The organism is Vreelandella neptunia, assembly GCF_022489065.1.
In the GTDB taxonomy this organism is placed as follows: Bacteria; Pseudomonadota; Gammaproteobacteria; order Pseudomonadales; family Halomonadaceae; genus Vreelandella; species Vreelandella neptunia_A.
This window is the reverse complement of sequence record NZ_JAKVTW010000001.1, coordinates 373,607-396,995: the sequence shown is the minus strand read 5'-3', so window position 1 is coordinate 396,995 and position 23,389 is coordinate 373,607. Positions and strand designations below refer to the sequence as shown.

The following is a 23,389-nucleotide window of genomic DNA, read 5'->3' as shown; positions in this document are numbered from 1 at the left end:
TAATTAATAGTCCGGGCTATTAAACGTCCGGGCTATTAAGAATCGAACTGGGCACGTACCTGCTCAATAGCAGATTCGCCATCGCGGGTTTCAACACCCTCGAGCCACTCAGCAACGGTATCCAGGTTGTTGCCAATCCACTCATTCGCCACTTCATCCGCGGGGCGCTCTTCGTAGCTATACTCATGCACCCACTCATTTTGATCTTCAATATCGATCACGTATTGCGATAGAAAGCGGTGAACCTGGGGAGCTTCTTCAGCTAGGCTCCCCGGCGTAATGGTCCACACCGTGCTTTCAATGGTGGCCACGCCTGCATCATCGCTGTCGGCTAAATAGGCCAAATCAAAGCTCACGTTCATCCAGTGAGGCTCCCAGCCGACAAACGTCACCCACTCTTCGTCAGCCATTTTCTGCTCTGCCTGGGCCAGCATGGCGGAGGTAGAGCTTTCGCGGAGCTGCCAATCGCCTAGACCCGCAAGGTCGTTATCGATGGCGTTAAGAATCGCATCGTTAATGCCGGTGCCCGCTTCGATACCCTGAATTTCACCATCGAAACGGTCGTAGTGCTCAGCCAGTTCAGCAACCGTGGTAACGCCTGCATCGTAGACATACTGGGGAACGACCAGCCCGGAATTGGCACCGCTGATATTGGAAACCACTTTTTCGACTTTGCCATCGGCCACCAGCGGCTCAACCATATCTGTCTGTACCGGATACCAGCCACCCAAATAGATCTCCAGGTCGTTACGCGACAAGCCTTCCAAGATCACGCTGACAGCTAAATCTTGCTGGCGGGTTTCATACCCCATGGTTTCCAGCAGTTGGGCGGCAACTTCTGATTTTACCGTAACCCCAGGCCATGGCGGCACGCCGAAGCGCAGCTCATCAAGCTCCGCCATGGCGGGCGTGGCGGCAAACGCAGCAAGTAAAAAGCCCGCTGATAGCGATAGCGATTTGGTGGTAGAGCTGGTAGTGGTAGAGCTAGTAATGACAGACATAGGGCTAAACCTCTTATAAATTGGGTTTAGTCAGTATGCGCGGCTGCCTCTCCACTACTAGGCACCAAGCGACGCTTAACAGCCATTATACGACGCACAAAGCGCCTTAAACGCTTTTCTCCCGCACCTGCTTTGGCGAGTAGCCATAATAGGTTCGAAATGAACGCGCAAAGCTAGAAGACGAACTGAACCCGCAGGCTAACCCCACCGCTAACACCGCAAGATCGGTCTCTGCTAGCAGCCGCCGGGCGCGCTTGATGCGCAGCTGCAAGTACCACTGCCGCGGGGTTACCGTTAGCTCCTGCTCGAATAAGCGCTGCAACTGGCGCACCGACACATCCACCCGGCTCGCTATCTCTTCGAGGGAAAGCGGCTCCTCAAGGTTCTGCTCCATCAGCGCCACCGCTTCAACCACGCGCCGGTTGTGGGTGCCTAAGCGCTTCACCAACGCCATGCGCTGCTGATCGCTGCGGGTGCGAATACGGTCATGGATCAATTGCTCAGACACATCAATGGCCAGCTTTGCGCCATGGCGCCGCGCGATCACTTCCAGCGCCATATCCATTGCCGCCGCCCCACCCGCGCAAGAAAAACGCCGCTCGCCCAGCTCGTAAAGCTCATCGGTGGTATCAATACCCGGAAAGCGCTCACGAAAGGCAGGCAAACTCTCCCAGTGCAGCGCCACCCGCTCATGCTTTAACAGCCCTGTGGCGGCGAGCAAAAAAGCCCCAGTATCAATGCCGCCCAAGCAGCAGCCCGCCTGATCCAACTGATGAAGCCAGGCCATTAATGGCCGCGTGAGATGTGCTTTCGGGGTAAAGCCACTACATACCGCCAGCGAAGGCAGATGATGAACATCCGCCGTTGCTTGATCTACCATCAAGGTCATGCCGTTAGACGCCGTCACCGGCCCGCCGTCAGCGCTGATGAGCGTCCAGTCAAACAGCGGCCGATTGGCAATACGGTTAGCGATCCGCAGCGGCTCCACCGCCGCAAAAAATGCCATCATCGAATACTGAGGTAACAGTAAAAAACCCATCACTTCAGGTAACGGGCCGTGGTAACTAAGACGCATAGCAATGCTCAAGATCAATCATAAAAGGAGTGTAAAAGCCCGCTAGTCGTTATCGAGCCGCTCCATTTGATAAAGCTGCCACTGATTTTCGACTCGGCCATCAGGCAGGCGGCAATAGCGGCCGGTACCTAAACTGGTTTCTTGAACTTCAGTTTCACCGCCAACGCTTTCGCAGTAGTCAGCAGCGCGCTGAGTCATATGGTTTTGAGAATGAGGGTCTCCCCCTCCCGTGGTACAGCCGCCAAGCAGTGATAGAACAGCAATGGTGCAGCTGCAGTAAATAGAACCTATGCGCATCGTAACCTTCCTCCCTGACCATACCGGTAACCTACTTTGATTCTGGTGAGTATCCGCAGACACATCAAGCCGGATATCACTTCATATGAAATGCCGCTCTTGTTTAGCATGTTTGCTGATGTCGAAAATGGTAGCTAAGCTGTAGCAAGTCATTGGCCATGTACAAGCATTGTCGATGGCGATTTACAGCAAAATTCATATGGAGAGTGAAGCTATGTCCAGCCCTGAACATAAGCAAAAGATCTGGAAGATGATCAAAGATATCAAAGTCGGCATGCTCGTTACTTCGGATCACGACACGCCCCGCGCCCGTCCGATGCATTTAGTGCAGGAAGAGTACGACGGCACGCTATGGTTTTTCACCCGTCGTAGTTCAGAAAAAGTGTTTGAAACCAATAGCGATCACGATGTGTGCCTGAGCTTCTCTGATCAGGAAGACGGCGTCTACGTTTCGCTGTCGGGTAAAGCCAACCTGACCGACAACCGTGACCTGATCGAAAAATACTGGAATCCCTTCATCGCCGCTTGGTTCCCTGAAGGTAAGGATGACCCAGACGTCGCCCTGCTGGAAATTAAAGTAGAGATGGGCGAGCACTGGAAAGCCAAAGAGAGCAAGACCTTCCAGCTCTACGAGATTGCCAAAGCCAATCTCAAAAAAGACGCCACTCCGAACCTCGGCGAGAATGAAAAATTCGGTGCCTAACCTCCTTCCCAAGCGCCCCTCTGACGGGGCGCTGTTCAGTTTACTCGTGGTAATGCTCATGGGCTCAAGCAGCTCATGGGCAGCCAACGAGCGTCACGGTGCCAACGCACAAGGTGAGTGTGAATTCACCGATCAAAAGCAGGCAATGCTTTCAAGCATCAACGAAGCGCGCCGTAAGCCAAGGCAGTGTGGCGATCAGGATTTTGAGGCAGCGGAACCGCTCACCTGGAGCTGCAAGCTAGAAGCAGCCGCCCAGATGCACTCCCAAGATATGGCCGAGAACGACTACTTCAGCCATACCGACCCAGATGGAGAGGGAATTGAGCAGCGAGTCAGCTCCCAGGACTACAACTGGCAGGCAGTGGGTGAAAACATCGCCGCTGGCCACAGCTCAGTTCCCGCCGTGGTGAATGGCTGGTTAGAGAGCCCCGGCCACTGCCAGAACATCATGAGCGCTGCCTTTACTGAAATGGGCATGGCGAAAGTAAACGGACCGGACTCACGCTACTCTACCTACTGGACACAGACCCTCGGCAATCCGCGTTAAATTAATCTGATTGATATGCCCAGACCAATCATCAATAGCGCCGACTGCAGTGGGGAATGTGTCAGTGTGATTTTCAGCAAATACCCCATTACAGATCGCCGTAGTGAACCGCCGTAATCGCATTTTTAGGCGAGCCATCGACCAGTTTGGCGCTGTAGGTCAGGTACACAAAGGTTTGCGTTTCAGTATCATGCATGCGGACAACGCGCATATTCTTGAATAGCGCGGAACGACGCTGAGTAAAAATCACCTCTTGCTCCTCTACGTCAGCAGGGTCGAAGATAATCTCGCCCGTCTGCCGACACGCCACGCTGGCTTCACTGGCCTCTTCAGCAAGCCCGACCGCCCCCGTAATACCGCCTATCTGAGAGTAGGAAATATAGCAGGAAATGCCCTGCACCTCAGGGTCATCAAAACGCTCCACTTCAATGGTGTTATTGGGCCCCAGCAGCTTGAACTCCGTTCGCACGCTGCCAATATGAGCATCCTGAGCCAACAGCGTGGGCGGAAGCAGTGCAAACGTAACAACGAGCGCCTTAATGGCAACGCGTTTAGATAACGACCGTATATTTAACGACATAGAGAGCTTCCTTAACCAATGTTCAGCGAGTGATAAGCAGGCAAGGAGCATACCTGATGCGGGTATCGTTATGGGGAAATACGCAGCTCAGCGACACAGTGATTGCCCTGTTCATGTTTGCCTCCCGCCCTATCACGATTAAACGCTATTTTGCTCGTTGTAAGATATTTCTTACAAGCGTGACAGATATCTCTTACATCATCTTTTTTGAAGATGCATTACCGTGTGCTTACGCCAATGCACGCCGCGTACAAGGAGTACGATTCACACGCTCATGGATTGAGCCAGGGAAGAACTTAGGCGGAAGGAACAGGAGCACGCGGCAGGCCAAGGACGGCTTTTTTAATCAGCCTTTCTAGCTTTTGGTCACGTTAAGCTCTATATGCAAGTTGACTTCTAAAAGCACCCACAAAATCACTTCTTTCCAGTCAACTCAGTTGCGGAGATAAGTGGCAACTTGTGTAAGGTTAAATACCAATAGATTTAGCTAGATCGTGGGCAGTATGTGCTTTACCTAACCATCACACGCACACCCTTTCGGTTGGTGGCAGGTGTAGTTACGGCTGATACAAGAGTTACCGCATGCCTTGCCTTTGGAGCATGTTTTACAACATCCGCCCTGGGCTAGGAAAAGCTCTTTTGAAATCGTGTCGAACGTCAGGTCACATGCGCCCTCTTCGGCTGACACGGTAAGCTCGGCTTGGGTAAGCCAGTTATCAGAGGTATCAAACGGCTGCTCAGCGTTTGCCACACTCGCGAAGCATAGCGCCAGCATCAACATCACTGCTTTTATAAGCACGGTCATTCCTTTTAATTATTATTTGCCGATGCAGTATGAGGATACAGCGCAGGAACTAACAGCACTTATATAGCAAAACGGGCAAATAGTTGCCTAATGCAAATGAGCGCTCGTATTTGAGGGTGTTCGGAAAGGTTTACAGATAGCCCGTTGGCGTCCCTGGCAGGAGTCGAACCTGCGACCTGCCGCTTAGGAGGCGGCTGCTCTATCCTACTGAGCTACAGGGACTTAATCGCGGTCTAAAGTTGCGGGCGCGTAGTATAACGCGTCCCCTTAGGCAGGGCCAACCGAGTTGCTTAATTCACGTTGATTCCTATATCCAGCCAAGTAAACGCAGCGCGAAGACGCCCAGCGTGACGGTAATGCTCGCCATCAGTGTGGTGATGGCGATGATGTTGGCCGCAAGGGCCACATTGCCGCCTATCGCCTTCACCATTACAAAGCTGGCGGCGGCGGTAGGGCTGGCGAAGAACAGGAACAGTAGGCCCAGCTGTTCGCCGGAAAAGCCCATTACCCAAGCTGCGGCAGTGGAAAGCACCGGGAGCGTGACCATTTTCATCCAGCTTGCGCCAAACGCTACCTGGCTGCTGTCGCGCATGCTTGAGACGGAGAGCGTCGCGCCTATACAAATCAGCGCCAATGGCAGCGTTAACGAGGCAAAATAGTCCCCTGAGGTAATCAACCAGCTCGGCAGCGGGATCGAGAGCGCCGTGAACGGAAGCGCGACGAAGACAGAGATAATCAGTGGGTTAGTGACCACGTGCTTCAGCAAACTGCGCCAGTCGGTAGACTGCCCCGGTTGATAGGTTGCCAGCACCACCACTGAAAGTACGTTGTACATCACAATCACCACGCCTAGCAGCAAACTACCCGCTGAAAGGCCGTAGTTACCGTACATACCTGCCGCCAGGGCTAAGCCCACTACCCCGCAATTACCCCGGAAGGCGCCTTGCACGTATATCCCACGATCTTTGTGGGCTACTCGATAGTGCGCCCAGGCCCAGCTCAGCAGAAACTGCACCAGCGTGGCGGCGGCAAAAAACACCATCATCGATACATCTAGCGCAACGCTCAAGTCGGCTTTTATCAGGCTAAGAAAAATAAGGGTAGGCAGTGTCGCTCTAAACACCAGCGCTGAGGCAGTTGAGACAAACGCCCTATCGATCCATTTCAAGCGCTTCAGGCCCAAGCCTAAAAACACCATCGCAAAAACAGGCAGCGTCACATCCAGCGTGCGGGCAAATAGTTCAAGTAGGTTCACAACAGCGTCTCAGTAAGTTCAGCACCTGCTTATACTCTACTGCTGGGCTAGTTTTGTCGACTGATCAAGCGCGCCGCAGGTGCTTGTGAGGCTAATGAGGGAAAATTTTAAGAGCTATTTAAGAAGCTATTTAAAAGGCTAGGTTAGGGTCTTAAGATGGCTACTTAAACGGGTCGAACAACTCCGGTTCATCCTCCTTATTATGAGGCATATTGACGACTACCCCATCGCGGCCTTGCCCCTTGGCCTCATAGCTTCCTGCATCGGCGCGCGCTAAAACATGGGAGACACTAGCGTCAATTTCATCAAAAGTCGTGACACCAATGCTGAGTGTGACCATGTACTCTTTGCCTTGGTGGGTCACAGAGATCTCCCCTACTGCATGACGTAAAGACTCCGCGATTTTCATAGCCTGAGAAAGGGTGCAGCTGGGTAGCAACACGCCAAACTCGTCGCCCCCCTGACGCGCCACATGGTCACTGCGGCGAACTTCCCAGGCAACGACCTGAGCAATACGCCGCAACATTTCATCACCCAGTGCATGCCCGCCCTCATCGTTGATGGGCTTGAAGTGGTCCAAATCGAACAGCAGCAGGGCCGAAGGTGTGCTGGTTTTTTGAAAATCGGCAAACGCTTCGTCCAGGCGGCGCTCAAAGCCTCGGCGATTGAGCAGCCCTGTTAACGGGTCGTGCTCCGCCTCCCAGCGCTGAATGGCCTCCTGCTCCCGGCGTTCGGTAATATCTTTTACAACCCCCACCAACCCCAGGGTATGGCCATCTTGGGAGATCATGACCACGCGAGCATGAATGTCCAGCCACAGTAACTCATCATCACTGCGTAAAAACCGCAGCTGGCGAACGAAATCACTGCCGGTACGCAGGCTATGCAGCCACAAATCCTGCGCCCCCTTGATGTCGTCCAGGTGAACCTGCGTCAGCCAAGTCTCCATGGGCAGGTCAGCTGAAATACCCAGCATTTCCAGCAGCGCCGGGTTCATGTAGGTGATGTCGCCTTTGATGTTGGCAACAAACATGCCCTGCGGTGCGGCGTTGAGCACCGAGTCAAGAAACGCCTCGCGCTCCTGAAGATGGCCTAGCAGCAGTTGGCGCTCTTCTTCTACACGGTTAAACGTCAATGCCACTTGCTGCAGCTCTTGCATATTGGTGGCCAAACTAACATTTTCGCGGTGACCTAAACCCACCTCACCGATTTGCCGCTCCAGATGTTTAAGCGGCGTTAGTTCACGCCCCAGCATCCACCACAGCAGTGGCAGCATTAATAGCGCAAGCGACACCCACAACCACCAAAGTTTACGAATGAAGTTAGCCAGCGGCAATTGGGCTTGTTCAATGGGCAAATAGAGGCCAACGACCCAACTGGCGGGCCACACCTGGGCGTAGGACTGAAGCGCCGTTTGACCATCCAGTATTTTGCTAACCACGTCTCCTTCCCAGCCATCCAAGGCCATATCCAACCAAGGGTTAAAGTCCTTACTGGGCACGGAGGCGTTGATTAATGAAGTTTCGGGATGGTACAGAACTTTGCCAGAGGCAGTAGCAACGCCTGCATAGCCTTTTTCACCCAGGCGTACCCTGGCTAAGCGGCCAAACACCCCACTGGAGTCAAGATTAAGAATGCCACCCACAAAACCATCAAACTCGCCTTCATCAGTGAGCCGCGGAACAGTGATTAATACGATAGGCACGCCGCTCGCTCGGCCTATAAAGGGCTCGCTAACGTAAGGATGACGGGTGCCACGCAGCATACGAAAATACTCAAGTTCAGCGGTTTGCAACCCTACCCGGCCTACAATAGCGGGCCAATCGGCCACCACGGTTCCTTCACGATTTGCTACGACAATTCCTTCGAACAGTGCTATCAAACTATCGTTTTGCTGCAGTTGATAGCTAATCCAAGCAGCATCATCGGTGGCACCAATCTTTCCGCGTAGGCGCTCGAGCGCCTGAAAACGCATCTCAACTTGCTGGGTGACTTCATCGGCCAGTAGCGTGGCTTCATAGCGCAGATGAGACATATTGGTTTCCTGAACCATGGTTTTACCCAATTGCCAAGACATACCCAGCACTAGGGTAACCACCAAAAACCATGTGAGTGCGAGCCCCAGCAGCAGCCGGCCTCTCAACGAGCGGGAGGAGAATATTAATTTCAGTGTGTTAGTGAAACGCACCGGGTGACCTTGAGTGTATATATTTAAAAGGCAGCATTTACATCCGTTAACTATTGCCAGAGGGGCGGTAGCGCCCAAGCAGAATAAGCAATGAGCTTAACAAAATTATGCCTTACCCAAGCGTTGATACGTATCAACTATGCAAGCCATTTCAAGTAATACAAACGCATGAGCGAACTCTAACAAACTTAACTTAAGAGGTTAGCAAAAGCTATTTTATCTACTTATAAACATTTTGAAACTAGACCATCTAAATCCGTTACATACGCTTAATTATCGCAACCTTAAGCAAATAACCACAGGCTCCTCCTATCCACGGTTAATCTACCCTCAAGCATGCGATGAATTGATTACACTAGCCAATTCACGTATGTTCGCCCGCCTACTCTTTGTACTGTTACCTCACTGCGGCCTTATTTATGGCGACACGAACGGCAGGTTACACATCCTCAGGTATCCGCAAACTGGCTGCCCTGCCTGCGCTGCTGCCCGAATTTCATCGTTTCGCCCGCCTTCGCCCATGGAAGCAGAAGCCCAACGCGATCATTGGCTGGGGGTTAAAGCCCACCAGCGTCCGCGCAAGGCAGTATGCCCAACGCCACCAACTACCTTATATCGCCCTGGAAGATGGCTTTATACGCTCGTTAGGGCTAGGGGTGGATGGCTTTCAACCGCATAGCCTAGTGGTCGATGAGACCGGTATCTATTACGACGCCTCGCGCCCTTCTGATTTAGAAAACTGGCTCAACACAGCAAGCTTCGACGCTGAAGAGCTAGCCCAAGCCGAACGTTGTATAGCACTGATCGCCCGCTACCGGCTCTCCAAATATAACCATGCCCCCGACCAGCCAGTTCAGAACAGCAGCCGGGCACGTGTGTTAGTGGTCGACCAAACCGCAGGGGATGCCTCTATTCATTACGGCGGTGCTCAAGCGGAGAGTTTTCAACACATGTTGGAGGCCGCGTTAGCAGCGCACCCCGAAAGCGAGATTTTGGTCAAGATCCACCCTGACGTAATTGCGGGCAAAAAACAGGGGCATCTGCTTAACGCAGCTGACCACCCCCGCTGCAGGGTAATCGGTGAAGATATCAATCCCTGGGCACTCTTTGACCAGGTTGATCACGTTTACGTCGTCACCAGCCAGCTCGGCTTTGAAGCGCTGCTTGCGGGTAAGCAGGTGTCCTGCTTTGGCATTCCCTTTTATGCCGGCTGGGGGCTAACCCACGACCAGTTGCCCTGCCAGCGACGACGCACACAGCGCACCCTCCTTGAAGTCTTTGCCGCCGCTTATTTACGCTACTGCCGCTACGCCAACCCTTACACCCGGCAATCAGCCACGCTAGAAGAGGCCATCGCCTTGATTGCCGATCAAAAGCGCCAGCAGGAGCGCTACCGGGGAAGCTGGCGGGCATGCGGGTTCTCCTCGTGGAAGCGGCGCTTTATTGGTGGTTTTTTGGGGCCCGCCGCGCAGGTGAATTATCAGGCCGAGCTGCCCGCAAGCCAGCAACCCGATGAACGCCTGCTGGTGTGGTCGAGCCGCATTGATGCAGATTTCAAGCGCCAGCACGCCCAGCACATGGCCAAACTCTGGCGTATGGAAGATGGCTTCATTCGTTCGGTGGGGCTGGGGGTCGATCTTACGCAGCCGCTGTCGTTGGTGATTGATTCACAGGGTATCTATTACGACCCCACCCAGCCCAGTGACTTGGAAACGCTGCTTAACGACACCACGTTCAGCGACGACCTGTTGCTACGAGCTCATCAGCTTCGTGAACGATTGGTGGCGCTCAAGCTCTCCAAGTACAACATACGCGGCACGGCAGAGGTCGAGCTGCCCAAAGGGCGTTACACAATACTGGTGCCAGGCCAGGTGGAGAGCGACGCCTCCATTGCCACCGGCTCCCCTCATATTAATACCAATAGCGGGCTACTGAGCGCCGTGCGTGACGCCCACCCAGACGCCTTTATCGTTTACAAAGCCCACCCCGATGTATTGAGCGAAGCGCGTGTCGGGGCACTCGATACCAATGCCAAACGCCTGTATGATCTAGACGCGAGTGGTATCGATATCGCGACCCTGCTAGAGCGCGTCGATGCAGTTCATACCATGAGCTCTTTAACCGGCTTTGAAGCACTTTTGCGCAAGCGGGAAGTCAGCACCTACGGCCTGCCCTTTTATGCTGGCTGGGGGCTAACCCAGGATGCGCTTAGCTGCCCTCGCCGCACTCGCTCACTCTCGCTGGATGCGCTGGTGGCCGGCACGCTGATTCTTTACCCCGGCTATGTAGACCCAACGACCCACCAGCTATGCAATGCTGAAACCGTCGTCAGCCTGTTGGAACAGGCAAGAACACAAAAAAGCACCCTTACATGGAAACAGCATCTCTACCGCTGTTATCGTAACTTGTTGATCGGAAGGCATTGAGTTGAAGCAACAGAAGCGTGCATTCTTATTTTTGCAGGGCGTTTGCTCACCGTTTTACCCGCGCTTAGCCAAGCGTTTGGTGAACGATGGGCACCGTGTCGTCAAGGTCAACTTCAACGCAGGCGACATCGCTTACTGGCAGCGCACTCACGGCGAAAGCCACCTGTTTCGTGACCCACTAACCGAGCTGCCCGGCTATATCCAACACCTTTGGCAGAAGTACGCAATTACCGATCAAATCGTGTTCGGCGACCGCCGCCCTATTCATCGCCCCGCGGTCGACAATGCCGCCGCTGCAGGCGTGCGTACCCATGTATTTGAAGAGGGCTACTTTCGCCCGTTCTGGATCACTCTGGAGCGCGAAGGCGTTAACGGCCACTCGCTGCTGCCCCGCAACCCCAGCTGGTTTTATGAAACCGGCAAAGCGCTGCCTGAGCCACCCGCGCCGGTGCGTTTTCGCTCCTCTTTTAAAATTCGCGCCATGCACGATGTTGGCTATCACTTGGCAGGGCTTGCCAACCCGCTTGTCGCGCCGCACTACCGCAACCACGCGCCGATCACTGCCCCTGTTGAGTACGCGGGCTATCTCAAGCGCTTTGCTCAGTTAAGAGCCGTTTGGAAAAAACGCGATGCCGAGCGCATCAAAGCTCTTATCGAAAGCGGCTGCCCTTATTTTATGCTGCCGCTGCAGTTAAATAGCGATGCGCAAATTCGCGATCACTCCCCCTATGCCAATATGCAAGAGGTAATGGACGAAGTGATGGCCTCGTTTGCTACTCACGCGCCCAGCGATACGCAGCTATGTATCAAGAACCACCCGCTGGATATGGGCTTGGTCAACTACCCCAAGATGATCCAGCAGCTTGAAGAACGCTACGGTCTGCAAGGGCGCATCGTCTACCTGGAGTCAGGCGACCTCAACGCTCTGCTCAAACATGCCAGAGGCAATGTGACCGTTAACAGCACCGTGGGCATCGTATCGCTGGAAAAGCACTGCCCGACCTTTGCCCTCAGTGACCCGATCTACAACCTGGATGGGCTAACCTACCAAGGTGATTTGGCGGATTTTTGGCAGCAGCCACAGCCGCCTAACAGCGAACTATTTGGCTACTTCCAAAAAACCGTCATGCACGCCGTTCAGGTCAATGGTGGCTACTACTGCCAGCCAAGTATCGATTTGGCCGTGGACAACGCCGCCCGCATACTCGAGGCCTGCCCGTCACCGCTGGAGAAGTTGTTGTGAGCCAACCCCAACGCTCTCGCTGTGTACTAATCACCGGCGCCACGGGGGCGATTGGTGGGGCGCTAGCTCGCGCCTACGCAGAACCCAGCACCCATCTCGTGCTGCACGGCCGCCAGTTAGCAACGCTGGAAGCACTGGCAGCGATTTGCCGCGAGCAAGGCGCCCAGGTCACGCTCTCGACCATCACGCTAACCGATGACCACGCCCTGCAAAACTGGCTAGCCGAACTCTGCGCCCAGCAAGTACCGGATATCGTCATCGCCAATGCGGGCAAAAATACCCACCCCCAAGGGCCTGAAATTCTAGAGCCCTGGGACGAGGTGCAGGCGCTGCTGGATATCAATCTGAAAACACCCATCGCCATGGTGCAACACATGGTGCCCGCCATGCAGGCGCGCGGCAGCGGTCAACTGGTGTTGATCAGCTCGCTTGCCGGGTGGCACGGCTTGCCTACAACACCCAGCTACAGCGCCAGCAAAGCTGGCATTAAAGCCTACGGTGAAGGGTTGCGCGGGCTGCTCGCCCCCCATGGCATTGGTGTCACGGTGGTGATGCCCGGCTATGTGACGTCACCGATGTGCGAAGCGATGCCCGGCCCCAAACCCTGGGAGTGGCCCCCCGAGCGCGCCGCTAACGTCATAAAACGGGGCATAACGGCCAACCGCGCACGCATCAGCTTCCCCTTTCCACTTAATTTTGGCACCTGGTGGTTAGCGGTGCTGCCTGCCGGTGTTTCACAATGGTTGATCAAGCGCCTGGGCTTTAATCACTCAGAAGGCACGCCCCATGATTAGCGCGCTGATGTGGCCACTGCTCATCGGCCTGTTGCTAAGCGGTGGCGTTGAAGCCCTGCTTAGCCCACGGCCGCGGCCCTTCTGGCAGCGCGGTTTGGCGGCTAATGGCGTGCATGCGGGCTCTTGGGTGCTGCTGTTTGGTCTATTGGTGTTGCTACTTCAGCGCCCCTGGTTCGCGGTCATGGTATTTCTCTCGCTTCAGCTCGTTGTCGTGCAGTCGAGCAATACCAAGTCGAACACGCTGAACGAACCGTTTATTTGCCACGACTTTGAATACTTCTGGGATGCCATTCTGCATCCGCGCTTATACGTGCCCTTTTTCGGCATTGGCCTAGCGATTGCCGCCAGCAGTGCGGCGGCCGTTGCCATTGGGGCGTTCTTCTATTGGGAAACTTCGTTAGTCACTAGCGAGGGTGCTAGCCGCTTTTTAATCAGCGCGTTTGAGATCATCGCCATCGGCGTACTACTGCTCTCTTTCAGCATTCCCAAGCAACCCGCCATTACCTTGCAGCCCACTCAAGACCTGCAGTGTCTAGGGCTGTTTGCCAGCCTATGGGCCTACGGTATGGCGCTAATGCGCTCACCTATCCCAACGCCAGAACAGTCGCCTTTTTATCAGCTAACAGAGGTGGCCAAAGCATATCAAGACGCGCAACCCCTGCCCCACCAAACACTGCCAAACCCAGCACTGCCAAACCAGTCACTGCCAAACCCAGCACTGCCAAACATTGTACTGGTGCAGAGCGAATCGTTTTTCGACCCGCGCCCCTGGTGCCAAGAAGTCGATGCCAATCTACTTCACCACTACGACACCACCCGCACAAACGCTACCCTGCATGGCGCCTTAAACGTGCCCGCCTGGGGTGCCAATACCGTGCGTACCGAGTGCGCGGTGTTAACCGGCATTGCCCCCAGCCAGTGGGGTGCACGACAATTCAATCCGTATCGCACCCTTTCACGTCATCCACGGCCCAGTTTGGCGAGTGCGCTAAAAGCGGCAGGCTATCGCACCATTTGCGTACATCCATACCTGGCGAGCTTCTATTTTCGTCACAAGGTGATACCGCAATTAGGCTTTGACCACTTTATAGATATCAATGCTTTCGAGAGCAGCGACAAGAGCGGCCAATACATTGGTGACCAAGCCGTTGCACGAAAAATTGGACGCCTGCTTGAAGATGACGATAATAGGCCGCTATTTATCTTTGTCATCACCATGGAAAATCACGGCCCGCTACATTTGGAAGCACCCAGTCAAGCGACGCTAGCTAACACGCTGCCCAACGCGCCCTGGCCACTGCCCGGTCACCTGCGTGACCTCGCGGTCTATTTGCACCATTTAAGTGAATCCGACAAGATGTTGGCGAGCGTTAAAAATTCGCTAAATAATGCAAAGCGACCGGGGCTGCTAGGCTGGTATGGGGATCATGTGCCAATTCTACCGGAGGCGTACACTCACTTTACGCCCCCTGATAGCCGCACCCCCTACATGATATGGTCAACGGAGCAGTTGGTAAAAGACAGTGAGCCATTTGAGCTAGCCGCTAACGAACTGGGTGTCCAGCTGTTCAAACAGGTGTTTGGACACGATATGAATAGCGATGTGATCAAGGCAGAACCAGAACCTCAGGAGCAAGAATGACTAAACGCGTTGCCATCATCGGCGCCGCCCATCGTTTCCCCGGCACCACCCCTGAAACGTTCTGGCAGGACCTGCAAGCCGAAAAAGATTTAGTTACCGAAGTGGCCGCTGATCGCTGGAGCCACGACGCCTTTTTGCACCCGGATAAACGCCATCCTGGCACCAGCGTGACCTTTGCCGCCGGTAGCCTGGGTGACATCAGCGGATTTGACGCTGAGTTTTTTGGTATTTCGCCCCGTGAAGCCGCCAACATGGACCCTCAACAGCGCATGCTCCTAGAGCTCGCCTGGGAAGCCATGGAAAACGCCAGCATTCTGCCAAGCTCGCTGCGCGGCAGCCAGTGCGGGGTGTTTTTAGGTGTCGCCAGTCTCGACTACTCGTACCGCATCGCAGACGACATGTCGGCCATTGATGCCTCTACCGCTACCGGCAACACCTCCAGCATCGCCTCGAATCGATTGTCTTACGTGTTTGACCTACACGGCCCCAGCATGTCGCTGGATACCGCCTGTTCGTCCTCCATGGTGGCCTTTCACCAGGCCTGCCAATCGATTCGCAGTGGTGAAACCAATATAGCGCTGGCGGGCGGCATCAGCCTGCACCTGCACCCCTACGGCTTTATTATCTTCTCCAAAGCCAGCATGCTCTCGCCCACTGGCCGTTGCCAGGTATTTGACGAAGCGGGTAACGGCTACGTGCGCTCGGAAGGGGCAGGCATTTTCCTGCTTAAAGATTACGACCAGGCGATTGCCGACGGCGACAATATCATTGCCGTGGTAGCAGGCTCGGCTGTAAACACCGATGGCCACAAATCTGGCCTGACCGTGCCTAACCCCAACGCGCAGATTGACCTGATGAAGCGCGCTTATAAGCAGGCGGGTATCTCGCCGGATGAGATCGACTACCTGGAAGCGCACGGCACCGGCACCGCCGTGGGCGACCCGATTGAGACCCGCGCGATTGGCGAAGCACTCGGCCAGCACCGTAAAACACCGCTGCTGATTGGCTCGGTGAAAAGCAACCTGGGCCACCTGGAAACCGCTTCCGGCGCGGCCGGGCTCGCCAAGGCGCTGTACAGCATTCAACACCGTGAAGTGCCCGCCACCATTGGCATTCGCAAGCTTAATCCGCGCATCAAGTTTGATGAATTGAATTTATCCGTCGTTACCAAAGGCCAGCCGCTGAAAAAGGAGGGCCGCCTGATCATCGGCATTAACTCTTTCGGTTTTGGCGGGGCCAACGCCCACGTGATTCTGGAAAGCCCGCCGGAGCGGAGCAAACCCGAGCCACAGGCGCCTGGGTCAACGCTACCGATTCGGCTTAGTGCCCGCAGCAACGAAGCGCTCAGCCAAAGCGCTGAAACACTCGCCCACTATTTGCGTGAGAACGGCTTACACGAAAGTGGCGGTATCAGCCTATACGACATTGCTTATACGCTATTCCACCACCGTGAACGGCATAGCCATGGCGCGCTGCTGTTTGCCCAAACGGCTGACGAAGCCGCCACGCTGCTCAGTGACTTTGCGGCAGGAGAAACCAAAAGCGTTACCACACTGGAGCGCCTGCCCAACGCGGCAGGGCCGGTGTTTGTTTATGATGGCAACGGCTGCCAGTGGGAAACTATGGGCCGTGACCTGCTCAGCGATTCGCCTGTTTTCGCCGCAGCGATTGACCGCGTTGATGAACTCTTTCAGCAGCACGGAGACTTCTCACTGCGCGCCGAGCTGGAAGGCCGGAACAAGCAAGAGGATGAAAACCGCTTCGCACTGACCGAGATCGCCCAGCCAGCGCTGTTTGCCCTGCAAGTGGCGCTCACCGAGTGGCTGCGTGATCAAGGCATTGCCCCAACGGCGGTCTTTGGCCATAGCGTGGGTGAAGTGGCCGCTGCCTGGGCCAGCGGCGCGCTGAGCCTGGAAGATGCGGTGAAAGTGATTTACTACCGCAGCGACTACCAGGGCAAAACCCGTGGCCAAGGCGAAATGACCGCCGTGGCCATGAGCGCTGACGACATCGCCGATTGGCTCGAAAAGCCCGAATTTAGCCAGGTGTGCCTGGCCGGCATCAACAGCCCGAAAGGCATCACCCTGGCGGGCGATAGCCAGCAACTGGGGGCATTGGAAGCTGCTTTAAGCGAGCAAGACATTTTTGCCAAGCGCCTGCCGCTGGATTATGCCTTCCACAGCCCCGCGATGGACACTATTGAAGCGGGCGTGATTAACGCGCTGGCGGATATCACCCCACGCGCGACGCAGATCCCCTACTACTCCACCGTGACTGGCGAGCTTAGCGACGGGCTTGAGTTGGACGCCACCTACTGGTGGAAAAACATTCGCGAGCCGGTACTGTTCGATGCGGCCGCAAGCGCGCTGATGGTGCAGGGCCATAACGTCTTTATTGAAATTGGTGCCCACCCCATTCTGCGCCGTTATCTCAATGAGACATTGCGCCAGCTGGAGCGCCCCGGCCTGGTCTTCGGCACCATTGAACGCCATAAATCGGGCCTTGAAGGCTTACAACGCTGCTTAAGCCAACTACTGCTCAGTGGCCTTGATCTGGCCAGCCGCCAATTGCCGGTGGTGGGTCAACGAGTGCCGCTGCCGCGCTATGCCTGGCAGCGTGGCCATCACTGGGTACACGCCACCAACGACAGCCAAGGGCTGCTTTCGCGCTACTACCAGCACCCGCTGCTGGGTTACCCGCTGGCGCAGCACGAACACACCTGGGAAAGTCAGCTTGATACCCAGCGCCAGCCCTGGCTGGCCGACCACGTGGTGGGTGAAGGCGCCGTCTTCCCCGGTGCCGGTTTTGTGGAACTGACGCTGGCCGCGGCGCTGCAGCTAAAAGATAGCCCGCTGCTGGATATCGAAGAGCTGGAAATTCGTGCCCCCCTGCTGCTGGACGGCCCCCATGGCCGTGCTATGCGGTTGACCTACCTGCCGGAAGATGGCCGCCTGGAGATCCACTCCCGCGAGCCCGCCACCAGCAGTGAATGGCAGTTGAATGCCGTTGCCCGCACCATGCGGGAAAGCCGTGGCTTCCTGCTTAACCGCAAGGCCCCTGCGCTTCCCACCCGCGCGCCGGACTACACGCTGGAAGACCACCTGGAAATGGCCGAACGGATTGGCCTGCACTACGGCCCCGCCTTCCAGGCCATCGCCAAAGGCTGGATCGAAGGCGATGCGGTGATTGGTGAAATCGCCCTGTCGGATGAAGTAAAAGCACAGCTAGCCACCCTGCACGTGCACCCCGGCATTCTGGATAGCGCCTTCCAGATGTTTATCCCGCTGCTGGCGCAGCATAGTGAGTTCGCCGCGCAACTGGCCTTTGTGCCAGTGCGCGTGGAGCGTATTCAAGTCAATACCCAGGCTGGCGCGCCAGTCATCGCCCGCGCCGTGATGGGCAAGCGTGCACCGCACTCCTTCACCGCCGATTTCGAGCTATATGACGCCGCCGGTAATGCTGTCGCCGTATTGAGCAAAACCCGCTTCAAAGCGATTCGCCTCAACCGCGCGCATCATCAGCACTTCAGCTATTTAGACGTTGAGCTGACCCCGGCGCCGCTCCAGGCAGCGCCGCTGGCCTTGCCTGCGGATGCACTGGCACGCCTGGCCGATATCGCGAGCGTTTACGCCGCCAGTACCGGTCAGCGTTACGGCAACGAAGTCGCCCCGCTGCTCGATAGCCTTAGTGAAGCGTTTGCTCAGCAGCGCCCGAAAGCGGATACCGATATCGGTGTAGATACAGAGGAAGATACAGACGACGCTGCACAGCATGCACCAGACGTTATCTGGCAACTGCTGGTACAGGACTACCCCGACTACTTTGCGCCTATTCACCTGGTGGGCCGTTTAGGGCTTCACCAACAGGCACTGCGCAGCGGCGCCAGCGATCTTGAAACGCTGGGCATTAGCCAGGAAAATCTAGCGCGCTTGAACCGAGTGCTGGTGGGCGAAAGTGGCTGGCAGGCGTTGGCAGGCGAGCTAGGCGAGTTGATAGATTCGCTGATAACAGAGCTCCCCGGTGGGCAGCGCTTGCAATTCCTTGAAGCGGGCCCCAGCGCACCTGCGTTAGGCGAACGCTTACTGGAACGCAGCGCCCAAGCGCTGTACCACGACCTTACCCATTACCGCGTGATCACCACCCTCGGTAGCACGCGTCATCAGGCGGAGCAGCTGCAAGAACGCTTCCCGCTTATCGATTTGCTGCACCTAGACCCAAACGAATCCTCGCCACTAGCCGCGCCAAGTAGTGTTGAAAAAGCGCAAGTGGCGTTCATCAGTGTGGATATTACCCAGCCATCCGTTACGCGCCAATTGATCGAAGCGCTGCCAGCGCAGCTAGCGCCAGGTGCCCAGGTCATGCTGATCGGTATCGCCCCGAGCCGCTGGCTTGATGATCTGCTGGCCACGCCCGGTATCGATCAAACCGCGCTGGAGCAAGAGACGCTGATCGGCTGGCTGAACGATCAAGGCTTTATGGTTTCCGACCCAATGGCGCTGGAAGAGAGTGACAGCGGCGCCTACCTGCTCCACGCCCACTATCCGTTATCAGCGGTTGAGGGTGAGTCCAGCACGACCCAACGGCGTCACCTGGTGGTCGCGGATCACGACAGTGAAGCGCTGGCGGCCCAGCTCGTCGAGGCACTGCAATCTCAAGGCGGCTCCGCGCTGCTCAGCGTTAGCCAGAGCGCGCCCGCAGAGTTACTGGCCCACGCCCTGGCCCAGCCAACGCTAGCCAAGCACACTGAGCAAACGCTTAACGTCATTGATTTGCGTGGCCTGGGTGCTAACAGCACTGAAGCGCAAACCGCTCGCTGCGACCACGCCATGCTGTGGACACTGGCGCTAGAGCAGCAGTCGCTTAGTGCGTCCCTATGGCTAGTCACACACGGCCTTAGCGCGCTCTGGCAGGCAGCTTCTACCTCCGAGCATAGCAATGCATCAGGCGAGGCCCCCGGCGATGCCGCGCTATGGGGCTTTGGCCGCTCACTGGCCAACGAAGCTGTCGGGCATAACGTTTACCTGCTGGATGTACCGGCACAGGTTAGCGAACAGGCATTAAACGCTTGGGCCACCCTACTGACCCAACCGGACAGCGAAAACGAAGCGCTGATTGATAATCAGGGCTACCGCTTTGCGACTCGGCTACGCACGGTGCCAGCCCCTAGCCCGGCCACGGCGAGCCTTAAACAGAACGAAGAGCAGGCCAAAGAGCAGCCCAAACAGCCGCAACAAGCGATGACGCTTGGCTTTGCCATGCCAGGGCAACTGCGCCAGCTAACGTGGCGCCCGCGCCCACTGCCGCAAGCCAGCGCTGACGAAGTGGCAATCCGCGTTAAGGCCACCGGGCTTAACTTCCGCGATGTGATGTACACCCTCGGCCTGCTCTCCGATGAAGCGATAGAGAACGGCTTTGCCGGGCCAACCCTGGGGCTCGAATTTTCAGGCGTAGTTGAAAGCGTGGGCAGCAACGTCACCCACGTGACGCCTGGCCAGTCGGTCGTCGGCTTCGGCCCTGCCAGCTTCAGCGATAAAGTCATCGCCAGCCAGCACGCCGTCGCCCCGCTGCCTGAAGGTATTAGCTTTGCCGCGGCGGCCACAATCCCCACAACGTTCTTTACGGTCTACTACGCGCTTAAACACCTAGCGCGGGTAGAGCCCGGCGAAAAGATCCTGATTCACGGCGCCGCAGGCGGTGTGGGTATCGCCGCGCTGCAAATTGCCCAATGGCTTGGGGCAGAAATTTACGCCACGGTCGGCTCCGAAGAGAAGCGCGACTTCCTGCGCCTGATGGGCATCGAGCGGCTGTATGACTCGCGCTCGCTGACCTTCGCCGAAGAGATCCTCGAAGACACCCAAGGCGAAGGCGTGGATGTAGTGCTGAACTCGCTGGCCGGGGAAGCGATCAACCAGAACCTGCGCGCCCTGCGCCCGTTTGGCCGCTTCCTTGAACTGGGCAAACGCGACTTCTATGAGAACACCCATATTGGCCTGCGCCCGTTCCGTAATAACCTCAGCTACTTCGGTATCGACTCCGACCAGCTAATGAAAGTGCAGCCCGCGCTGACCCAACGCCTGTTTGGCGAAATGATGGCGCTGTTTAACGACGGCACCTTGAGCCCGCTGCCGTTTACCTCGTTCAGCCACACTCAGGTTATCGACGCCTTCCGCTATATGCAGCAAGCGCGCCAAATCGGCAAGGTCGTGGTGACTTATGAACAGCCCATCGCGCCGCCTCAGAACGACGTATTGGGCACGGAAGCGATGCAGCTATCAGCGGATGCCAGCTACTTGGTGACCGGTGGCCTGGGTGGTTTCGGGTTAAGAACCGCTCAGTGGCTGGTCGAGAAAGGCGCACGGCAGCTGATTCTGCTTAGCCGCAGCGGCCCCGCCAGCGAAGAAGCCCAAGCGGCCATGGCTGCGTTTGAACAGCAAGGCGTTACGGTAATCGCCGCCGCCTGCGATATTACTGACCGCGCTGCGCTAGCGAGTCTGCTTGAGCGCGCCAAAGGTGAACTGGCGCCGCTGCGCGGCATCGTTCATGCCGCCACGGTGATCGACGACGGCCTGATCCGTAACCTCAATGCCGAACGCATTCAGAAAGTGTTGGCGCCCAAAATTGACGGTGCCCGCCATCTCGATGCGCTCACCCGAGAAACCGAGCTGGACTTCTTCGTGCTCTACTCGTCGGCCACCACGCTGTTCGGTAACCCCGGTCAGGCTAACTACGTGGCTGCCAACCACTGGCTGGAAGCGTTCGCCGCTAACCGCCGCGCCGCTGGCTTACCCGCCACCTGCGTACGCTGGGGCGCGATTGAAGATGTCGGCTTCCTGGCGCGCAACACCCGCACCCGGGATGCGCTGCAAGAGCGTCTGGGCGGTTCGGCACTGCGCTCGGATGACGCGCTAAATGTGCTGGAACAAATGCTGCTGACCCCTGGGCCAAGCCTGGGCGTGCTGGAGTTGGAGTGGGGCGCGCTTGCTCGCTTCCTGCCCACCGCTGAAGCGCCACGCTTTAACGAAATTGCCCGCGCTAGCGACGACGACGGCAGCGCAGATGCCGATGACGATATCAGCGCCCTGCTGGCCGACCTCTCACCCGAGGAGCTGCACAGCACGGTCACTGACTTGCTGCGCGCCGAACTGGCGAGCATTCTGCTGATTGATGAAGAGAAGCTCGATATCCACCGTTCGGTCTACGACATGGGGTTTGATTCCCTAATGGGCGTTGAGTTAATGACCGCTATCGAGAACCGCTTGGGCGTACAAGTGTCAGTAATGGTGCTCAGCGAAGCATCGACCCTCGACAAACTGGCGGGCGTGCTGATTCAAAAAATGCATCAGCACGACGATGTTGAAGAAGCCCCGCAAGATGCGATAGCCTCGCTGGCCGCACAACACGGCTCAGAAGGATTCACCACTGAATCTTCCTCTGCTTCATCATCACCCGCGACCGAGACACCATGACCGCCAAGCGCTCTGAACTGAAACAGCAGCTTCTGGAACAAGCACGCAAACGCACCGCACCGCGTGCTGCCAGCGCCACCGCGGCGTCATCCACTGGGCAAGGGGCTGAACAGCGAACGGTGCCTGAGCGCTTCACGCGCTTTGATGCCCAGCCCGGCTATCAGCAAATTGCCATGATGCGCCAAGCCGCCGATCAGCTTGGTTTGGTCGATCCGTTCTTCAAGGTGCATGAAGGCACCGCTGGCGCAACCAGCGTGATTGATGGGCAGACCTGCATCAACTTTGCCAGCTACAACTACCTCGGCTTCTCAGGCGACCCGCGTATAAATCAGGCCGCTTGCGATGCCGTGGCCCGTTACGGTACGTCAGTCTCCGCCAGTCGCGTGGTCTCAGGCGAACGGCCTATCCACCAGGAGCTGGAACAGGCCCTGGCCACCGCCTACGATGTCGAAGACGCGGTGGTATTCGTGAGTGGTCACGCGACCAATGTCTCCACTCTGGGTTATCTGCTTGGCCCTAAAGACTTAGTGCTCCACGACGAGTATATCCACAACAGCTCGCTCGTCGGTGCGCAGCTCTCCGGCGCCAAGCGCATGTCGTTTAGTCATAACGACCCAGACGCATTGGAAGCCCTGTTAGCTCGTCACCGCCATCAGTTCGAGCGTGTGCTGGTGGTGATCGAAGGGCTCTACAGCATGGATGGCGACATCCCCGAGCTGCCGCGCTTTATCGAACTCAAGCAGCGTTTTCAGTCCTGGCTGATGGTCGATGAAGCGCACTCGTTCGGCGTCATGGGCGAAACCGGCCTGGGGCTGCGCGAGCATTTCGATATCGACCCGCGCGATGTGGATATCTGGATGGGCACCATGAGCAAGGCAATGGCAGGCTGCGGCGGCTATATCGCAGGCAGCAAGCCACTGGTGGAAACGCTGCGCTACTTGGCCCCCGGTTTTCTCTACAGCGTAGGCATGCCCGCGCAAGTGGCCGCCCCTTCGCTGGCCGCACTGCAACTCATGCAGCAAGAGCCCGAGCGGGTTCAGCGCCTGCACGCCATTTCGCGCTACTTCCTGGAACAGGCCACCGCCCAGGGTTTGGATACCGGCAAAAGCATCGGGGCTGCCGTGGTTCCGGTCATTGTGGGTAGCTCTGCATCGGCAGCACGGCTCTCCAATGCGCTATTAGAGCAACAGATCAACGTACAGCCAATCCTTTACCCCGCAGTACCCGAAAAAAGCGCGAGACTGCGCTTCTTCCTCTCGTGTGAACACACCAAAACACACATTGACCAAACGTTACATGCATTAGCAAGGTTGCTACCGTAATCTATAGCGTACGGTAAACAAAGCTAATCATACGTCAGGCCCAAG

Annotated in this window: 15 protein-coding genes and 1 tRNA gene; 8 read left to right on the top strand and 8 right to left on the bottom strand. The window is 56.5% G+C overall.

The window, feature by feature from the left end; translation table 11 throughout:
* Positions 1-35: 35 nt before the first annotated feature.
* The 3 genes from MLE19_RS01760 to MLE19_RS01750 form a co-directional block, all read right to left on the bottom strand.
* Positions 36-1,001, bottom strand: a complete 966-nt coding sequence (locus MLE19_RS01760) for an ABC transporter substrate-binding protein (protein WP_240716358.1) — start codon at positions 999-1,001, stop codon at positions 36-38.
* A gap of 106 nt (positions 1,002-1,107) precedes the next feature.
* Positions 1,108-2,076: a GlxA family transcriptional regulator gene (locus MLE19_RS01755; protein WP_240716357.1), complete on the bottom strand. Its 969-nt coding sequence runs from the start codon at positions 2,074-2,076 to the stop codon at positions 1,108-1,110.
* Between the two features lie 42 nt (positions 2,077-2,118).
* On the bottom strand, positions 2,119-2,373 hold the full coding sequence (locus MLE19_RS01750) for a DUF333 domain-containing protein (RefSeq protein ID WP_240716356.1): 255 nt from the start codon (positions 2,371-2,373) through the stop codon (positions 2,119-2,121).
* Between the two features lie 214 nt (positions 2,374-2,587).
* Between MLE19_RS01750 and MLE19_RS01745 the strand changes: the two genes are divergently transcribed.
* Together MLE19_RS01745 and MLE19_RS01740 are read left to right on the top strand one after the other, a co-directional pair.
* On the top strand, positions 2,588-3,076 hold the full coding sequence (locus MLE19_RS01745; RefSeq protein WP_240716355.1) for a pyridoxamine 5'-phosphate oxidase family protein: 489 nt from the start codon (positions 2,588-2,590) through the stop codon (positions 3,074-3,076).
* Positions 3,069-3,623: a CAP domain-containing protein gene (locus MLE19_RS01740; RefSeq protein WP_240716354.1), complete on the top strand. Its 555-nt coding sequence runs from the start codon at positions 3,069-3,071 to the stop codon at positions 3,621-3,623. Before MLE19_RS01745 ends, MLE19_RS01740 begins: the two co-directional genes overlap by 8 nt.
* An 88-nt stretch (positions 3,624-3,711) precedes the next feature.
* On the opposite strand, the gene MLE19_RS01735 is transcribed toward MLE19_RS01740, so the two are convergent.
* From MLE19_RS01735 to MLE19_RS01715, 5 genes are all read right to left on the bottom strand, one after another.
* Positions 3,712-4,203: a CreA family protein gene (locus MLE19_RS01735; RefSeq protein WP_240716353.1), complete on the bottom strand. Its 492-nt coding sequence runs from the start codon at positions 4,201-4,203 to the stop codon at positions 3,712-3,714.
* A gap of 514 nt (positions 4,204-4,717) precedes the next feature.
* Positions 4,718-5,002: a hypothetical protein gene (locus MLE19_RS01730; RefSeq protein WP_240716352.1), complete on the bottom strand. Its 285-nt coding sequence runs from the start codon at positions 5,000-5,002 to the stop codon at positions 4,718-4,720.
* Between the two features lie 151 nt (positions 5,003-5,153).
* A tRNA-Arg gene (locus tag MLE19_RS01725) sits at positions 5,154-5,230 on the bottom strand.
* Between the two features lie 85 nt (positions 5,231-5,315).
* Positions 5,316-6,263 carry an AEC family transporter gene (locus MLE19_RS01720; protein ID WP_240716351.1) on the bottom strand — a complete coding sequence of 316 codons (948 nt, stop codon included), beginning with the start codon at positions 6,261-6,263 and terminating at the stop codon, positions 5,316-5,318.
* A 160-nt stretch (positions 6,264-6,423) separates the two neighbouring features.
* A complete protein-coding gene (locus tag MLE19_RS01715; RefSeq protein ID WP_240716350.1) occupies positions 6,424-8,340 on the bottom strand; it encodes a diguanylate cyclase in 1,917 nt (638 codons plus the stop codon).
* A gap of 530 nt (positions 8,341-8,870) precedes the next feature.
* Between MLE19_RS01715 and MLE19_RS01710 the strand changes: the two genes are divergently transcribed.
* Genes MLE19_RS01710 through MLE19_RS01685 form a run of 6 tightly spaced genes read left to right on the top strand, consistent with a single transcriptional unit; the run spans position 8,871 to position 23,344 of the window.
* Positions 8,871-10,877, top strand: coding sequence for a capsular polysaccharide biosynthesis protein (locus MLE19_RS01710; RefSeq protein ID WP_240716349.1), 2,007 nt, complete (start codon positions 8,871-8,873; stop codon positions 10,875-10,877).
* A 1-nt stretch (position 10,878) separates the two neighbouring features.
* Positions 10,879-12,120, top strand: a complete 1,242-nt coding sequence (locus MLE19_RS01705) for a capsule biosynthesis protein (RefSeq protein WP_240716348.1) — start codon at positions 10,879-10,881, stop codon at positions 12,118-12,120.
* Positions 12,117-12,914, top strand: coding sequence for an SDR family NAD(P)-dependent oxidoreductase (locus tag MLE19_RS01700; RefSeq protein ID WP_240716347.1), 798 nt, complete (start codon positions 12,117-12,119; stop codon positions 12,912-12,914). The genes MLE19_RS01705 and MLE19_RS01700 overlap by 4 nt, the downstream gene beginning before the upstream one ends.
* A complete protein-coding gene (locus tag MLE19_RS01695; protein ID WP_240716346.1) occupies positions 12,907-14,556 on the top strand; it encodes an LTA synthase family protein in 1,650 nt (549 codons plus the stop codon). The genes MLE19_RS01700 and MLE19_RS01695 overlap by 8 nt, the downstream gene beginning before the upstream one ends.
* Positions 14,553-22,022: a type I polyketide synthase gene (locus tag MLE19_RS01690; protein ID WP_240716345.1), complete on the top strand. Its 7,470-nt coding sequence runs from the start codon at positions 14,553-14,555 to the stop codon at positions 22,020-22,022. Before MLE19_RS01695 ends, MLE19_RS01690 begins: the two co-directional genes overlap by 4 nt.
* Complete coding sequence (locus tag MLE19_RS01685; RefSeq protein WP_240716344.1) at positions 22,019-23,344, top strand: aminotransferase class I/II-fold pyridoxal phosphate-dependent enzyme; 1,326 nt, start codon at positions 22,019-22,021, stop codon at positions 23,342-23,344. The genes MLE19_RS01690 and MLE19_RS01685 overlap by 4 nt, the downstream gene beginning before the upstream one ends.
* Positions 23,345-23,389 lie beyond the last annotated feature (45 nt).

What these genes read in the sequence shown, in the direction of transcription:
- MLE19_RS01760 (WP_240716358.1), bottom strand. Translation starts at nt 1,001, where the DNA reads ATGTCTGTCATTACTAGCTCTACCACTACCAGCTCTACCACCAAATCG.
- MLE19_RS01755 (WP_240716357.1), bottom strand. Translation starts at nt 2,076, where the DNA reads ATGCGTCTTAGTTACCACGGCCCGTTACCTGAAGTGATGGGTTTTTTA.
- MLE19_RS01750 (WP_240716356.1), bottom strand. Translation starts at nt 2,373, where the DNA reads ATGCGCATAGGTTCTATTTACTGCAGCTGCACCATTGCTGTTCTATCA.
- MLE19_RS01745 (WP_240716355.1), top strand. Translation starts at nt 2,588, where the DNA reads ATGTCCAGCCCTGAACATAAGCAAAAGATCTGGAAGATGATCAAAGAT.
- MLE19_RS01735 (WP_240716353.1), bottom strand. Translation starts at nt 4,203, where the DNA reads ATGTCGTTAAATATACGGTCGTTATCTAAACGCGTTGCCATTAAGGCG.
- MLE19_RS01715 (WP_240716350.1), bottom strand. Translation starts at nt 8,340, where the DNA reads ATGTCTTGGCAATTGGGTAAAACCATGGTTCAGGAAACCAATATGTCT.
- MLE19_RS01710 (WP_240716349.1), top strand. Translation starts at nt 8,871, where the DNA reads ATGGCGACACGAACGGCAGGTTACACATCCTCAGGTATCCGCAAACTG.
- MLE19_RS01695 (WP_240716346.1), top strand. Translation starts at nt 12,907, where the DNA reads ATGATTAGCGCGCTGATGTGGCCACTGCTCATCGGCCTGTTGCTAAGC.
- MLE19_RS01690 (WP_240716345.1), top strand. Translation starts at nt 14,553, where the DNA reads ATGACTAAACGCGTTGCCATCATCGGCGCCGCCCATCGTTTCCCCGGC.
- MLE19_RS01685 (WP_240716344.1), top strand. Translation starts at nt 22,019, where the DNA reads ATGACCGCCAAGCGCTCTGAACTGAAACAGCAGCTTCTGGAACAAGCA.